Here is a 14,851-nt window from a genome sequence, read left to right on the forward strand (position 1 = left end):
TCCAGCCCTCAGAGGCCAGCAGAACCGCTTTTATGCGATCACACTCCCTCTTATCACGACAGGTGTGATGGAGGTGTTCGAGTTCGGCTTTTTGTTCATCGGTAATGAATATTTTCATGACTGGTACCATGATCCTTATTTTGGGAAAAATCAAGCACCTTCAATGATTACGGGCATATATGTCATAATGATTAAAAATATGACTACCCATCTTTCGTTAAATAAGCGTTATACACAGTTACACCGCTGATGTTGGTTCGCCAACCCCGCTCACCAACTGCTTTCATTCACCCGACCCTTTGTGGGGTCAGGTGAATGAGCTCTATCAGCCGTGCAAATGTGCATAACACACAACTCGTTTTACAATTCACACCATAGACGCCGCTCAGACTTTTAGCTAACCTAACCAGAAAATAATCATATTATTTATCTGAACATTGTTTCAACAAGAGACTACCCAATGACTAACCATAATGACATACAACGTACAATGCGCGCTCAGATTCGGGGAGCAAAAGCTGCCAGGATTTATCGTAATTTACGCCAGCGTTTACGTACTTGGGATGAACATTGTGTTGCCAAAGCCCACAAATACAATCTCCCTAGCTGGATGGGACATATGCCCATTTATTTACTTGTTAGCAGTATAGTAGTCACTTTGCTGGCAGGAGTACTAATGGCAATAGGAGTTATTGTGCTGATCTTTGGACTACTACTGGGATTTTCACTAGCTAAAGATAACAAGCAAGATACTACCTACAGTGAATCTCTAAAAGCTAAGTATCGAAATGGTTCAGAAGGTTATGGTTTTTACTCCAACGGCAGCAAACTAGATGATTAAAAACAGTGAAATAAATTATCTATACCACTGTTTAATATAATCATATAAACTATTTCATGATTTTGTTTGACACCGACTCTCCCATTCTGGCACCACTAGATTGAGCTTCAGAAGTCCCATGTCGCAACGCTGTGTTTTCTAATGCACCACCAACTCTGATACCCGCCCACGACAACGCTCCCATCCACAATGCTGGCAGCACAATAAACATCGTCCCCATCACAAAACTCATAATGATATCGTCTGTGCTATTCTGAAAACCGGCCATATTCCAGCGGCTGTGCGTATCCGAACCGTACAATGCCTCCAGTAACCAGCTGTCCAACCAGCGTGCCAATTCCCACCAGAAGGTCAAAAAGTTCAGCGCAAACACGACAAAGGTCAGCGTAATGACCGTCTTATATTCATAGACAGCAAATACGATAATCAGGGGCAATATGATAGTCACCGCCATCAGTATAACAGCCTGCACCATTGGTAATGCCTGGCGCATTGCATCAAACGCCGGAAATGCCGCCAGACTCCCCAACGACATCCCCCCCAATGAGGCCACACGGCCCACCGAATTCATCAGGGTAAAATCCGCGTTACCCCCGTAACCTGCATAGACATGTCCCCCCTGAGATGCGGTCAAGCTTTCCGGGCTCACCAGACGCCGTATCACCGCTTCTTTGTATTCTGACGTATCTTTGCCCATCAGCTTCAATGCTGCCGATAACCGAAACCACATACCTGGCTCAGCCTGAGCCATCACCCGTTTTTCCAATCCCACTTGACTGTCTGACCACCATTCTTTGCAAGTCGGATATCCCCCCTGCCCCGTATTAGCCAAACCGTCATCACGGTGCGGTTTCCAGGGAAAATCCGAACGAGGCGTTTTTGACTGAAGCACATCATAATAACCCGCACTATTCAGAAACGTTTTTGACCCTAACCCTTCAATATCCCGTAATACCGCTTCATCCAAAGTTCTTCCCTCGTCCCAACGTTTCCACTGATACAATGCAAGCGCATAACAGTCATGGGTGAAATCCTGTAATATCTGCGCCAGTGCCGGATTATTAATCCGCGTATGCTGGACCTCAAAACGCAGTTGCCTCAGGTCGGGACGGCAGGGAAGAGAAGCTGTTGCGGCCTGAGTCACCCCTTTGGAAATCTGATGAACCAGTATCCACCAAACCGGAGCCGCCGCTGTTTTACCATCAAGCGACGATATCACGGACGCATAGCCCGTTTCAGCCGGTTTCGGTGTCCAAGTGCCGCAACTTTTTGCCCGCGAGTCATCATACGTAATGGTACTCAGACTCACATTGACCAACGGCATACAACAAACAATCATCACCAGAAAAGCGCCATACAAAGTGTTTTCAATCCGGGTCACTGAGAGCATGCCCTTATTTCCTTCATCCTCCCCTTCTTCCCGGACTTTCAGCCAGATACCTATCATTTTGAATGTCAGCGGCAGCACAAATAACCCGGTGGCCAGCAGCACATTCCACAAGCCGTTATTCACCATCCAGCCCAGCAGGGTCAGAAAATATTCCAGGTAGCTGTAAGTTGTCATGACTGCTCTCCGGAGACGAAGAACATGGCATACTCACAACATCCCACAAATCCCAGCGAAATGAGTGCCATCCGTTTCAGAGCCGCTTTCTGTGTTAACGGCAATGGGGATCGCCAAAGCTGCCACATGAAACAGGCAATAACACTGTACATGGCCAATCGCCAGGCCAGCCAGCCGTAACGGGTCGCGTACATCCAATGTTGTAAGGCATTGAACTGAGACGGATACTCAAAGCCAACTGCGGCAACAAGTAACATACCCCCCATCATCAACGTGACGATTAACCCCCGCCTGAAATTCCGTTTCAGTCCCACTATCAACCTCTGTTTAGTGCCAGTCGGTGCCCGGATTTCACTTTGCTCAGACATCATTATTGTCCTTCACGCCCTTTCGGTGGCACAGACAAGGTGTGAATACGGCTGTCGGTATTATCGGTGGATTGCCGTTGCAGATTCATTTCAACCCGATTTTGTTCACGCTCAAGCGTGGTCAGTGCGGTATTTTGTGCAATCGCCCGGCGCAACTCCATTTCATTCTTCAGGGCAGTGATTTCTCTGTCCAGTATCGCAATGCGACGATCACTCTCTGCCATAGCCTGCGCCTGAGCAGCGGCATTCGGTTCTGCCTGCCCGGTCATCAACATTCGCCGCATAGTGAGCGCAGTCTCAATGGTGTCTGCCATCGCTAACTCACTGGCCAACCGACTCACCAGCGCACCACTGTCCGGATCACGTTTCAGGGCCTGGACAACCCCACGAGTCACCGCCAAGCTACCCGTTTTGAGTTTTGCCAGATTGACTACAGTAGGCGCATTTTCCCCGCTGACCAGTTTCATCAATTGCTCAATGTTGGTTCTGGTCGCCTCTTCCAGCATCGGCGCAAACCCCGTCCCGGCAACACTTGCACCCGGCTGGTCTTCGGTACCGCCACTGGTACACTGACGACTGTCCGTACAGGTACGAACCGAACGATCACCTAACACCCTGACGACCGCGGCGGCGGCTTCTTCACTGTTCTTGAATTTCTGGCAAGCAGCGCCATTACATTGTGTGCGGTTGACATTGGCATGGCTATTCGCCGGCAGGTTGTTCATCATATTGAAGCCGGCTTTTGCCAGATCCCGGATAGGCTGAATCGCTTTCTGCCCTTTTCCTCCCCGTTTTTCACCCCCAATCCAATTTGAACCTTGTGTACCGTCCGCAACCTCCATTTTTTGTGTCGTGCCGACCGCGTCACCGTTGCCGGTATTCACCAGCGTTTTGTATTCCTCCATCAACGCCGCTTTAGTCCATTTACTGCTATCCGAGAAATCCATCATACGCTGTGACATGTTCTGACAACTCAGTTGTGATTTGTCGAACGCAATACCTGCCTGTAACACACCGTTGGTCAGCATTTCATATAATCCCGGATTAGCACGCTGGATAACCATTGCCGGCAAACTGGCTACGGCCCCAGTAGCCCCTTGTATCACTTCCCCCATCAGGTTTTTAAACCCCGAAGTCAGGCCATTAAGCTGATTCCCTACCGTCGTTTTTAAATCAAAGTTACCGCACATCAGGTCACTGCTCCAACCGAGGTTTAATCCGCCCAAATGTTGCAGATGACTGCGGGTCGCCGGCTGCGATATCACTGATCCGCCACCCATGTTGTAAAACAGTTTGTCCGATACCGCCCCATTCAGGCTTTTCCCATAACCTATCGGGCTGTCAGCAATGGCAAAACCTGCCGCCTGAACAACAGGAGCACGCATAAACGCCAGTGCTATCAATACAGGCAAAAATAATCGTTGTCTCATCCCATGATCCCAGTCTCAAAAATCGGTACTGTAGAGAAAAGTCTGTCCACGTCGCTGACAACAACTATAGGGTTGCCACAATGCAAAGACATAATTCCCGTCCTTTGCCGCTTCCCCGCTGTTATCCGGAAAAACAGCACAAGATGCGCTCATTTTCGGCGCTATACGTTGCCATTGATGATTCTGGCTACCCGTATTTTCGACTACTTCGCCGGGTGGCCAGTAACCCTGTTTACGGTTCCCTTGCAGGGATTGATAAACATGCCCCTGCCCAGTACGGGTGATAATGTCTGCTACCCGTTGCGCTACTACCGCAGCCGCTTTATTATCATCCTGTTGTGTCACAAACCCGCTTCGCGGATAAATATTGCCCCACATATTGCCCCGAAATGAATCACCCAGTTCACGTTTACCCGGAATAAGCGCCTCGGGATAAAATGATTCCGGCACACCGGTCCGCCAAACCAGGCTATCCAGAGTACTCAAAAAGTAAGGCACAAAAGGCGCGGCGGCACTTTTACACGCATACCCCGAAATTTTTCCGCCCATCATGGCAGTTGCCGGATGCCCAATCGCATCGGCATATTTAAAATGCAGATTGTTTTTTCCGTTGCCAGGGATTTTCAGCTGATGATTGCCACCACCCATGACTATCCCGGAAAGTGCACCGGTGACCATATTTTCCACCTCACCGACTGCCTGGCTGACCGGCGACATTTCTCTCCAGGGATTACCGCCAGGCGCGTTATAGACGGAGACCACGGCCTGAGGAATAAAATGTTCCACTTTCACCGAGGTACGCACCTTGCACCCCCAGGGAGAACACAGCAGCCAGTAACAGAGACCTTTTATCCGCCAACTGATGCACGATACCGATGCGGCACTGGCCACAATCTGGGCCGTATTCACACTGGCAACGGCCACGGGCGCCAGAACAACCGTTAGCATCAGGACCATACCGAACTTTTTCAGCCGGGAATGCCATGTTAATGACGATAAATCCGAAGATTTCATGGCTGGTTTTCCTGCTGATAGGTATCCCAAAGTAACCGGGCCTGTCTGACGTCTGTCGTACCGTACACAACAGAACCATCATCAAAAACCACTGCCGGGAACTTCTTAAGGCCCAGAGTCCAGGCATTCAGTAACCCCTGGTAAGCCTGACGAATATGTTGCCCCTGTTGATGCCACGATGGAGACTGCAAAATCTGACGGGCCTGTTTGATTGCCTGTTGAGGATCAGCGGATAACTGACCGAACAGTTGTGCTTGCAGTTGTTCGGCCTCATCAAGGTACACAACCCGGACACGTTGATCAGCATTGCGCGGTGGATGGCTTGTGTCGGTATATATCACTGTGCTGGCAAACACGGATACCGGCATTAACAACGGCAAAAGCGTCCAGAATACCCTGATATTCATAGCCTACACTCCTGCATGGCTAAGAGATCCTCATCACGCACATCCGCCTCTTTCTCAGATATCAGACCACGAGCACGGTCCAGCCTTCGCGCCACAACAAAGGCGGCATCCAATTCGCTGCAATGAAGCGCTTTCATAATCGCCCTGCGCTCTGCCTTTTCCTCTTTCTCCGTCATACCCAGCGCCAGATAGACACTGGGCGGCACCACCCGAAACAACGCCTCCACTTTTTTCGACAACACCACGCCTTCGGTGTAACAGCCCGGGTGTTTGCTGGCTGACAACAACACCGATTTTTGTTCTTCAGACAGCTTTTTAAAACGCGCTATCTGCTCAACTTCATCCGGCGGCATTGTCAGACACAACCACCACTCTGCCATATTCAGCATTTTCTCCGCACTATCCGGATAGTCCGCCAAATTCTGAGTAGCCAGCCACAACCAGGCGCCCAGTTTTCGCCACATCTTGACCACTTTGGTCATGTAGGGCGCCAACAGCGGATTAGTGGTCAGTATATGCGCCTCATCCACCACAAAATTAATCTCCCGGTCCTCAAACTGGTCGCGCTCCGCCATATTGTTGATGGTATTGACCAGAGACACCATCGCCAGCGACATCTGGGCACCATACCCTTCACGCGCCAACGTACCGAGGTCAATCAGCGTCACATCGGCTTCTGGCCACGGAGTTCCCGGACGATTAAACAATTCCCCCTCAAAACCACTGGTGAACATTGACATCGCCCCCGCCATCTCTTCGGCACGGGCACGACGCTGTTCGGTACGCAATGATCGCCCCTGTTCATCCCGCCGGCTGTCCCGGGCAATCACAGACAATGCCTTTTGCAGATCTTCCGCTATCATCTGTCGGCCATCGTCAGCACTCGCTTTTGCCGCCATCATGATAGCTTCGCGGATCATGCCCCGATCCGCCCGCGTCAGACGTTCTTCTTCCTTCTTCTCCCCGCCGGTGATCATCATGCGGGCGGCAATTTCCATTTCACCCAGAATATCGCGTTGCTCATCGTCCCCATCGTCTTCAATTTCCTCTGCCGGCTTTTCACCCGCCAAATCCAGCTGAGAAGATGCCATTTGAAGCAATTGGTGAGCATCAGCAAACAGCGCCAGACTGACCCCACAGCCCGGTTTAATGCTGATTTTGTTGACACTCAGCCCCAGACGTTGACAGTAATCAGCAAACAACCCAAAACTGTTGCCCGCTTCCGCCACAAATAATCGGGGACGGTGCACCGCCATCAGCTGCGATAAACTCGCACAGAGCGTAGCCGACTTCCCCGCACCGGTCGGCCCGAACAGCAACAGATGTGCATTCTGGGTACGGTCATGTTTATTTTGCGGATCAAATGTCAGCACATCACCGCCCCGGTTAAAAAAGCTCAGACCCGGGTTACCGGTGCCGGTCGCCCGCCCTGTCACTGGCAACAACCCGGCCACATGCTGCATCCAAGTCAACCGGGTATACCAGTGATGCTTGTCTCGTTGCGGGTTAAAACACATCGGTAAGGCACGCAGATAACCGTTTAACGGCGCGACGTCGCATTCGGGTTTGACCGGCTGCAACCCCGAGACCAACAGGGTTGCGACCAGTTGCTGATGCCGACGGTTCAAATCGTCAACATCAGCCCCCTGTAACAGAAAGATCAGTGCAGAACGGCACAGTTTATGTCTCAGCCCCAGATGTGCCTTAGCTTCTTTTACGTCTGCGCGTACTCGCCCTGATTCAGTATTTTCTCCCACTGCATTTTTTGACAACCGGTCAAAATCCTGTTCCAACCTATCCTGGGCCGGTATGACAATGGTCAGTGAAACAAGAGTACCTGACGGTAATAAATCCATCAGCGCATTAATATGTTCACCCCGGACCATTTCACCGGTCAACGTTCCCGGCTCCGGTGGGCGACGCAGCCGTTCAACCGGTACCGCTCGATGAGCAATATTATCAAACCACCAGACACCGTTTTTCACATCAGAACGTGGCGGGGTAAACCACAAGGTTTCCGTGAAATCATTATCTGGCTTCCACTCACCAGCCTGTGGGGTTGCATAACTAGCCGCCTGATACAACGTCGTTTTATCTATCCAATCTGGAGCGGGATTGAATAACCGCAGTAACCAGTGATGAATCTGTTCACCATCTTGTCGTTGGCACAAAATACCTGCACTAGCCAGAGAAACTGTCAGTCGGTCACACACCTGATTAAGCAACACAATGGGTAGCAAGCTTTCTTTCTGTCCGACAGGGACCCAACGATAAATGACCATTCGGGTACGGCGTTGCTGTCCCCGCCAGGATTGACCAGTAACCAATGAATCGTTAAACAGTCCTTCTGGTCGGGTTATCCCCTTCAGATGACGTTCGGTTTCAGCCAACCAAGCTTCAGTGAAGGCTGAACCCTGCGCCCAAGGTTTAATATACTGACGAAGTTGTGTCAGATATAACGCGGGATCATCCTCATCCTGACAAAAAAACTGTACCACCCAGGGAGATACGTCATCTTCTTCCAGACTATCTTGCAACGCATCTTCTACCTGGTCACGAATGTCTTCCAGACGGGCTTTGGGGCGTCCTTCTGTCGATACCGGAGAAACCGTATAAATAGCACCGACTGAAAGACCATCATCCAGCAACAAACACTTCTCATCGTCCAAATATTCGGCCCAAGGCAGGTAATCAATGATAGACGGCCAAGTATCATACAACGCAGCTTCATCCGTGCTGGTCATTTTACCGGGACGCCTCAAAGGTTCACGCCCAACAACGGTGGAAGATGACGGTAGTATGACCTCAGTTTCACCCAAAACTTCCGATAGATTACCCCGTTTACGCAAGCGGACTTTATTCAACAGCGACCACATCACAATGCCTCCGTCCGTTCACCCGGCAAAGCATATTGCACCTGGTTGTAGAACGAAAACACCGTGCTGTATCCCGGTACCGGCGAATTTCCCGCAACCAAATGGGGAAAGAGATACATCACCATGTCCGGATTGGGTAGCCGTGGGAAGGTTTGACTGATTTCATTTTCCTGTGTACGACTATAACTTTCAGTGTAGTCCAACATGGCCTGTGGCTCCCGTTCGTTCAGCCCCCGACGCAGCACTTGACGGGCTTCCAGCGTGGTCTGTGACGACGCGGCTTTTCCCTGCCACAATGCCAGCATAGTCTGGTCTCCCGATGGCAACATGTCCTCTTTGGACGTGCTGCAACCGGTCAAGACCGTCGTCACTATGAGCAGGCAAACCCAACAGCCTGATTTCAATCTGACGCTACACATACTGGTTCCACAGATATGCATTTTCTCAGTCCAGCCCATCGCTGTTCTCCTGTTCCAGGCTAAAGGGGTATTTCACCTTGCGCCCCTGTGTTTCGTAATCAATCGGTATTTGTTGGGTAATATGTACCGCCACGCTGGCTCCCGGCGGTACGTAGACAGCATCAAAGGTTTGGCCGTAACGGGCTTTGACCCATTCCGACACGGCTTTAAATCCTCCGGCAGCAGCTTGTCCCAAAACCGCTTTACCGGCATCCCCGGTCAGTGATGACGTCTCACCGCCGTAACCGTTGGACTGAGTGGTTAACTGGCTTTGCGACAACACATCACCCGCAGCTGTGCCACCAGAAAGAGCAAATAAGGTTGGTAAATAACTGGATGCATTGGATTTACGTTCACCGCTGATACACGGAATACCGTTGTCGTCAGATAGCCAGCCGATATCGCCGCCGCTATTATCCTGAACGTGATGGCTGCCATTGGTGCGATGATCCGATTTCGGCACAGTTCTGACGGTACCGTCTGCAAAGACAAAAGTTAAAGAAGTGACATTGCCGCGCACACAAGACAAGGTCCAGTCACCGGTAGCTGTACCCGAAACAATCGCGCCTTCCACGTCCGGCAGTTCAATGCCGTTGGCAGTCAAGTTATCTTTACCTATCAGTATCTTAAAAGGATACGGGTCAGTGACTTTGTCATTCACCGGCACCCGGCCTAATAATGCCGTCATCGCCTGGCTGCCGACCAGCGTCGTATTTTCGGGCAGGGTATAAACGGGCCGGATAGCCTCGTTTGTATCACCCTCGGTAATGGCTTGCTGATTTTTAGTCATACCGTCGTATTCCAGTTTCTGACGGCTCAATGCATTGTCCTCCAGAAATGACACGGGAAAACGGGGAGTCGCTGGCTGACCGCTCATTGCAACCTGTGGGTCAGCCGGTAACGCATCCTGTGGGGTAATCCAGACCAGCCTGTCCCCGCCTGAGGTCGTATTTTGGCCGGTATCGTCCAATCCTAATCCCAGCGGAATCTCACGCTCAACCAGAGGGGAGTTTGTACTCATGCTTTTATTGCCTAACTGACGGGTCAACTGATCAAGTCGGCTGAACAGCGTTTGCTGCTCCGCTTTCAATACCTGCTGTTGCTTTTCTGTTTCCTCACGGGCACCCGCTACCGCCTGGTTAATCTGGTCAGTCATATTCTGACTTCCGTTCCGCCATTTCTCATTGTCCGCCAGTAATTGTGCATTTTGTTTTTCCAGCGCCGCCTGCTGAACACGGATACTGCGCAAAGCACCAATCAGGGTGCGCAACGTGTCTTCCGAGGTATCTCCCTCAATCCCCAATGCCCGCAGCTCCCCAGGAGACAGTTCTGCCAAGGCCTGATGATTCACTGTCTGGCTGACAGGAATCTCTGATTGCCGACAACTCTTGATACCCACCGCCAGCCCTGCAATAACAAAAGCAGGCACGACCCATTTCACCAGACCGTTCGACTTAATTTGCATGGGGATTTCCTTGTTGCTTCATCGGCGTTTTTGACCTCACCGGTTCTGGCAGAAAGGCACGGTCAGGCCGACCTTTCACCACCAAATAGACGGTAGTCGTGTCTTCCGGCGTGCCTGACGGTCCCAGCCAACGATGCTGAAAGGTCGCTGCTATGAATTGCCCCTGTAACCTGCGTGGATCAAGCACCACGTTCTCACGGTGGGCGTTACGTACTTTCAACGCCACCACAGCAAGGTTATCCACGCCCCAGCCCCCTAACGGGGAAACTATTACCGGCGCAGAGGGATACAATGTGGTTAATCGGGGTGGTAGCGCCAATGATACCGGGTGAATGCCGGGAACAGCTTCTACTGTACGCAACGGCGCATACAGACTCTGCGCGGCGTAACGAGTCAGAACCACCGGCAGCGGAGCCGTGTAGGACAGTTTTTGGTGCCAGGCGGCTTGACGTTCACCGGCAGGAGAGGGAGACGTTGCTGACGCATTATCCTCTTTGGCACCGTGATGAATCTGGTAGTTGGCCGTCAGCGTGGTCACATCCCCGTGGTACACTACACGAACCGGCTCAAGGGGACCTTTTCCATTTGTGGCTGTCACATCCAACAAAATCACTTCACCACTTTCCACATCTTGAAGCTGCAATCGGGTCTGAGCAAACGCATCACTTGGATACAAATACACTGCACCACCGGTGCTTTGTACCCGCAATTTGCCATTCAGCGCACTCGGAAAACCTACCCGGACATTTTTATCCACAAAAACCACCCGCTCCTGTCCGGCATGCAAGGCAACCGGCAGCGGGATGCGCTCCCACTTCATCAACTCCACGGCTTCAACGGGTGAAACTGCAACCAGCCCGGCGAATAATAATGCGGTCAATGCCAATAACTCGACGAATACCTGTTTTTTCACTGGAATATCCCCTTTTTCGCCGGTACCGGCTGCAATGCGGCTTCCAGCCGTTGCGGTGTACTGTCATAACAATCCAGTGCCAGACCAAACGGGTTACGCTCTGCATCCCCTTCCCAACGGGTGATTTTAATTGGGTAACGTACCAGTGCCCGTTTTACCGGCTCAGCATGAAAATATTCATCGGCCACTAAATCTAACCGGATAACCCAGTTATCCCGGTCTTTTACCATCACATTGCTGTCACGAAAGCCCCGTTCCGGAATTTCATACACCACCCGCACGCGATCTTTTAACTCACCCACTTGTGACCGGTTTTGAGCATCCTGTTCCAGAAACACCTGGCAGGAGGGGGTCAAATACGGAGAAAGCGCTGCTATTTTCGCTGGATAATCGACTTCCCCGTCTTTCGGCCAGGCATTCAGTTGCTGAAAAATATAAAAGCCAAAGGCATAGACCTGGGAGACCGGCACTTGCCACCACGGGCGGGTACTACCACTGCGGACATCCGGCGGCGTATAAATGGTTAACTCTCTCGGCGCCATCATCCAGCCACTCAGACTCAGCAACAACAACAAAACCAGCACACCACAGGCCGCACGTAACGTCAGGATATGCTGGTCCCGATTTTGAATCGCATGACGAAAACGGCTCATAACCGCCCCATTCGGGTCATTACCCGGTGACGGCGGCGCAACGACCAGCGTTGTGATGTGATAATCAGTGACGGGTCACCCAGACCCCAGCACCGCTTTTTAACCTCCAGCCGTCGATAGAGATAATGCGCCGGTTTACCGCGTTTCATCCGGGCCAGGTATTTGCCACCAAAGGCAATCAATAATAACGGCGCAATCAGTGCCACCGTCGGTATCATCACCCAACCCGTTACCGGTGCCAGTAACAAGCCAATGACCGTGCCAGCTATCAGTCCCGTTAATGCCGTCCAGCCCAGCTCTGGGGTAGTAAATCCCCGGAACACGACAGGTTCAGCGTTAAGACGGTCAGGTAAAAAACGAATAGTCTGAACCATACTGACGCTTCCCTGGGGTTAAAAGAGAATGGACGTCGATTTGCCCAGCAACCAGATAACAGCCACTAACAGCACCACGCCAACCACCACAATCGCGCCAAATTTAGTCCAGGAGGCTCTGTCACTGCGAACTTCAGAAAAAGTATGGATTGCCGCTGTCGCCACATTGATAAATGCGATCGCGGCAACGACCAGCCCGCCTATCACGATGCCGTCCTGCAAGTACCCTTTGACGGTATTAAAAATGCCACCACCACTCCCGCTGGAAGGCGGCTCAACCGTTGGCAATGCCGCTGTCACGGGTTGACAAACCAGATAAGCCAGCACACTGAGTGACACTACACAGGTATTGATACGGACAAACAGGCGGAACAGTGACTGACATCCCCGGTTTAACAGACCCATTTCCTTTTCCCTTTTTTCCATTACAGGTTAAAAAAACCGATTAGCTGGCAAACATCCAGATAGCCATCACCAGCAACAACGCCACACGAATGACAAAACGGTTCATCGCCGCTTCACGGACCTTTTCATTGGCCCAGCCCTGCCAGACGTCCACCATTCCCCATGCAGCCCAGAGAAACAGCACCGCTATCAGTAAACCAATACAGAGAAATTGCATCACATGGGGATCGAGATTGCCGGAAGCGGCCCTGAATGCATTGCGTTGTACCTCGTTCACCGTATTCGCTCCTGACGATATTGACCGGTCACATCCAGCACAGCCGCAGAAATCCCGGGTTGGGCACGGGAGGGGGTCAGATAGCGGTTAATGCCTTCACGGACAATATTGAGGTCCCGGTTAGCACGTAGATAATCAAAATAAAAACGGTCTGCCTGACCATCCTGAACGGCCAAAACCCGGGCACGCTCCAAACTGGCCTGCACCTGGTCAAGCTGTTTGAGTGTGGTGGCCAATTCATCTTTTTCCCCGGCCAGCACAGGCCAACTCATTAGTATCGTCAGGACAAAAAGACTATGGGAAAATAAACGGAAATAAACCATAGCATTACCCTAAATCTGCGTAGATATATACATCAACAGAGTGACGAAAAAGAGTAACGATTACAGTGAATAATTGTTTATCTGATTTTGAAAATTTTGGGTACTTGAATTTAAGGTTGAAACCAGGGCGGGATTCCACTTTGTATTTAACTTAAGGGGCTGTCCTAGATAAGTTATTTTATCTAGGATATCCAGATGAGAAAAAGTCGGATTAGCCAATACAAGCAAAAACGTCTTCATGGGCTCTTCGTTGCCGGAGCTACAGCTCGAGTTAGTCGGTGTCAACACACGACTTCGGCTTACTATTTTCACCGCCTCAGAGTCCTTATCGCAAGTTATGTTGATGAATATTCTATGTTTGACAGTGAAGTCGAGATAGACGAAAGCTATTTCGGCGGTAAACGTAAGGGCAAACGCAGACGAGGCTCCTCGGGGAAAGTCCCTGTTTTTGGACTTCTCAAGCGAGGTGACAAGGTTTACACCCGCCTAATACCTAACGCTAAATCTGATACCTTAATGCCGATAATCACTGCCAAGATTAAGCCTGACAGCCTGGTCTACACAGACAATTTTGCCCGCTATGATGTGTTAGATGTATCCGATTTTAAACACTATCGAATCAACCATAGTACAGAGTGTGTAGACGCTAAAAATAGTCAAAATCATATCAATGGAATAGAGAATTTTTGGAACCAAGCCAAACGTCATTTGCGTAGATTTAAGCATACCAAAGGAGCATTTTGAGCTCTTTCTTAAGGAATGTGAGTGGAGGTTTAATACACCGGGTGTAAAAGACCAATTACACATTCTAAAACAAATAGTTAAAGGAAGAATATAATCGCGATCTAGGGCAGCCCCAAACATTTTTTATATTGAACATGTAAGACACTATTTTAAGGCTGATTTTCCCGGATTGGTCAGCTACACCTCCGTTTCCCCGTCATCAAGTATTTGAGAGCGTCTCACAGCAAATGAAAACGAGTACGGGCGTTTTATAACTTTAAACTTCATCTGATTATCAATGATTGTGGCAAACTTTTGGCGGTTAAGTTGATCTCAGGAAATTAGGATGATTGCAATCCCATCAAAGCGCGGGTACAAGGATTAACAGGATGGACAATAAAGGGTATTTATCACAGACCTTGTGCGATGAGCTGAAAGCAGAAGGAATAACGTTAATCACTCACCGTAATAATATGAAGGCAAAAGCATTATCTCTCTGGGATAAGCTGATGTTAAGAAGGCAATTTTTGATAGAAACGGTCATGGATCAGCTCAAAAATATTTCTCAGATAGCGCATTCAAGACACCGCAGTCAGCTCGGTTTTTTATTGGAAATCGTCGCTGGCCTAATTGCTTATACATTCCAACCTAAAAAATCAAGCTTGAATTTACGGGATTGTGATATCGCTATTTTTAAACGAAACCGAGGTTAATTAAAACAAAGTACCGGATAAAAAAACAACATCTTGTCAATAATCTG

General features: G+C 50.2%; 15 protein-coding genes and 3 pseudogenes. 3 read left to right on the top strand and 15 right to left on the bottom strand.

All coding sequences use genetic code 11. The annotated features are described in order from the left end of the window. A pseudogene (locus CKY02_RS17095) lies at window positions 1-118 on the bottom strand (IS630 family transposase); the annotation flags it as partial. A 342-nt stretch (window positions 119-460) separates the two neighbouring features. Between CKY02_RS17095 and CKY02_RS17100 the strand changes: the two are divergent. Next, entirely contained in the window at window positions 461-841 is a 381-nt protein-coding gene (locus CKY02_RS17100; protein WP_011145442.1) for a hypothetical protein, read from the top strand. A 49-nt stretch (window positions 842-890) separates the two neighbouring features. Here the strand turns inward: CKY02_RS17100 and CKY02_RS17105 are convergent, their stop codons facing one another. The 14 genes from CKY02_RS17105 to CKY02_RS17170 are packed head-to-tail and all read right to left on the bottom strand — an operon-like array spanning window position 891 to window position 13,368. Next, window positions 891-2,405, bottom strand: coding sequence for a conjugal transfer protein TraG N-terminal domain-containing protein (locus tag CKY02_RS17105; protein ID WP_112896232.1), 1,515 nt, complete (start codon window positions 2,403-2,405; stop codon window positions 891-893). After that, the gene (locus CKY02_RS17110) at window positions 2,402-2,773 is read right to left on the bottom strand and encodes a hypothetical protein (RefSeq protein ID WP_112896233.1); all 372 of its coding nucleotides are present in this window, start codon (window positions 2,771-2,773) and stop codon (window positions 2,402-2,404) included. The genes CKY02_RS17105 and CKY02_RS17110 overlap by 4 nt, the downstream gene beginning before the upstream one ends. Window positions 2,774-2,775: 2 nt before the next feature. Then, window positions 2,776-4,203, bottom strand: a complete 1,428-nt coding sequence (locus tag CKY02_RS17115; RefSeq protein ID WP_112896234.1) for an integrating conjugative element protein — start codon at window positions 4,201-4,203, stop codon at window positions 2,776-2,778. 15 nt (window positions 4,204-4,218) lie between these two features. Then, the gene (locus CKY02_RS17120; protein ID WP_112896257.1) at window positions 4,219-5,160 is read right to left on the bottom strand and encodes a TIGR03756 family integrating conjugative element protein; all 942 of its coding nucleotides are present in this window, start codon (window positions 5,158-5,160) and stop codon (window positions 4,219-4,221) included. A gap of 53 nt (window positions 5,161-5,213) precedes the next feature. Beyond that, entirely contained in the window at window positions 5,214-5,624 is a 411-nt protein-coding gene (locus CKY02_RS17125; RefSeq protein WP_112896235.1) for a TIGR03757 family integrating conjugative element protein, read from the bottom strand. Further along, window positions 5,621-8,503: a conjugative transfer ATPase gene (locus CKY02_RS17130; RefSeq protein ID WP_112896236.1), complete on the bottom strand. Its 2,883-nt coding sequence runs from the start codon at window positions 8,501-8,503 to the stop codon at window positions 5,621-5,623. The genes CKY02_RS17125 and CKY02_RS17130 overlap by 4 nt, the downstream gene beginning before the upstream one ends. Next, window positions 8,500-8,919 (bottom strand): TIGR03751 family conjugal transfer lipoprotein, encoded by a 420-nt coding sequence (locus CKY02_RS17135; protein ID WP_112896258.1) that lies wholly within the window; start codon window positions 8,917-8,919, stop codon window positions 8,500-8,502. The genes CKY02_RS17130 and CKY02_RS17135 overlap by 4 nt, the downstream gene beginning before the upstream one ends. 25 nt (window positions 8,920-8,944) lie before the next feature. Then, window positions 8,945-10,423 carry a TIGR03752 family integrating conjugative element protein gene (locus tag CKY02_RS17140; RefSeq protein WP_112896237.1) on the bottom strand — a complete coding sequence of 493 codons (1,479 nt, stop codon included), beginning with the start codon at window positions 10,421-10,423 and terminating at the stop codon, window positions 8,945-8,947. Further along, window positions 10,413-11,336 carry a TIGR03749 family integrating conjugative element protein gene (locus tag CKY02_RS17145; RefSeq protein WP_112896238.1) on the bottom strand — a complete coding sequence of 308 codons (924 nt, stop codon included), beginning with the start codon at window positions 11,334-11,336 and terminating at the stop codon, window positions 10,413-10,415. The genes CKY02_RS17140 and CKY02_RS17145 overlap by 11 nt, the downstream gene beginning before the upstream one ends. Continuing rightward, window positions 11,333-11,989: a PFL_4703 family integrating conjugative element protein gene (locus CKY02_RS17150; RefSeq protein WP_112896239.1), complete on the bottom strand. Its 657-nt coding sequence runs from the start codon at window positions 11,987-11,989 to the stop codon at window positions 11,333-11,335. Before CKY02_RS17150 ends, CKY02_RS17145 begins: the two co-directional genes overlap by 4 nt. Continuing rightward, entirely contained in the window at window positions 11,986-12,363 is a 378-nt protein-coding gene (locus tag CKY02_RS17155; protein ID WP_112896240.1) for a TIGR03750 family conjugal transfer protein, read from the bottom strand. The genes CKY02_RS17150 and CKY02_RS17155 overlap by 4 nt, the downstream gene beginning before the upstream one ends. 18 nt (window positions 12,364-12,381) lie before the next feature. After that, complete coding sequence (locus tag CKY02_RS17160) at window positions 12,382-12,768, bottom strand: TIGR03745 family integrating conjugative element membrane protein (protein ID WP_240002076.1); 387 nt, start codon at window positions 12,766-12,768, stop codon at window positions 12,382-12,384. A 40-nt stretch (window positions 12,769-12,808) separates the two neighbouring features. Then, entirely contained in the window at window positions 12,809-13,045 is a 237-nt protein-coding gene (locus tag CKY02_RS17165; RefSeq protein ID WP_011145430.1) for a TIGR03758 family integrating conjugative element protein, read from the bottom strand. After that, window positions 13,042-13,368: an integrative conjugative element protein, RAQPRD family gene (locus CKY02_RS17170; protein ID WP_167405327.1), complete on the bottom strand. Its 327-nt coding sequence runs from the start codon at window positions 13,366-13,368 to the stop codon at window positions 13,042-13,044. The genes CKY02_RS17165 and CKY02_RS17170 overlap by 4 nt, the downstream gene beginning before the upstream one ends. 195 nt (window positions 13,369-13,563) lie before the next feature. Here CKY02_RS17170 and CKY02_RS17175 point away from each other — a divergent pair. Further along, a pseudogene (locus tag CKY02_RS17175) lies at window positions 13,564-14,206 on the top strand (IS1595 family transposase). A 97-nt stretch (window positions 14,207-14,303) separates the two neighbouring features. After that, window positions 14,304-14,804: pseudogene (locus CKY02_RS26760) on the top strand (transposase); the annotation flags it as partial. Between the last annotated feature and the right edge of the window lie 47 nt (window positions 14,805-14,851).

Source organism: Photorhabdus bodei, from assembly GCF_003287735.1.
Lineage (GTDB): Bacteria > Pseudomonadota > Gammaproteobacteria > Enterobacterales > Enterobacteriaceae > Photorhabdus > Photorhabdus kayaii.

What these genes read in the sequence shown, in the direction of transcription:
- CKY02_RS17100 (WP_011145442.1), top strand. Translation starts at nt 461, where the DNA reads ATGACTAACCATAATGACATACAACGTACAATGCGCGCTCAGATTCGG.
- CKY02_RS17105 (WP_112896232.1), bottom strand. Translation starts at nt 2,405, where the DNA reads ATGACAACTTACAGCTACCTGGAATATTTTCTGACCCTGCTGGGCTGG.
- CKY02_RS17110 (WP_112896233.1), bottom strand. Translation starts at nt 2,773, where the DNA reads ATGTCTGAGCAAAGTGAAATCCGGGCACCGACTGGCACTAAACAGAGG.
- CKY02_RS17115 (WP_112896234.1), bottom strand. Translation starts at nt 4,203, where the DNA reads ATGAGACAACGATTATTTTTGCCTGTATTGATAGCACTGGCGTTTATG.
- CKY02_RS17120 (WP_112896257.1), bottom strand. Translation starts at nt 5,160, where the DNA reads ATGGTCCTGATGCTAACGGTTGTTCTGGCGCCCGTGGCCGTTGCCAGT.
- CKY02_RS17125 (WP_112896235.1), bottom strand. Translation starts at nt 5,624, where the DNA reads ATGAATATCAGGGTATTCTGGACGCTTTTGCCGTTGTTAATGCCGGTA.
- CKY02_RS17135 (WP_112896258.1), bottom strand. Translation starts at nt 8,919, where the DNA reads ATGTGTAGCGTCAGATTGAAATCAGGCTGTTGGGTTTGCCTGCTCATA.
- CKY02_RS17140 (WP_112896237.1), bottom strand. Translation starts at nt 10,423, where the DNA reads ATGCAAATTAAGTCGAACGGTCTGGTGAAATGGGTCGTGCCTGCTTTT.
- CKY02_RS17150 (WP_112896239.1), bottom strand. Translation starts at nt 11,989, where the DNA reads ATGAGCCGTTTTCGTCATGCGATTCAAAATCGGGACCAGCATATCCTG.
- CKY02_RS17155 (WP_112896240.1), bottom strand. Translation starts at nt 12,363, where the DNA reads ATGGTTCAGACTATTCGTTTTTTACCTGACCGTCTTAACGCTGAACCT.
- CKY02_RS17160 (WP_240002076.1), bottom strand. Translation starts at nt 12,768, where the DNA reads ATGGGTCTGTTAAACCGGGGATGTCAGTCACTGTTCCGCCTGTTTGTC.
- CKY02_RS17170 (WP_167405327.1), bottom strand. Translation starts at nt 13,368, where the DNA reads ATGGTTTATTTCCGTTTATTTTCCCATAGTCTTTTTGTCCTGACGATA.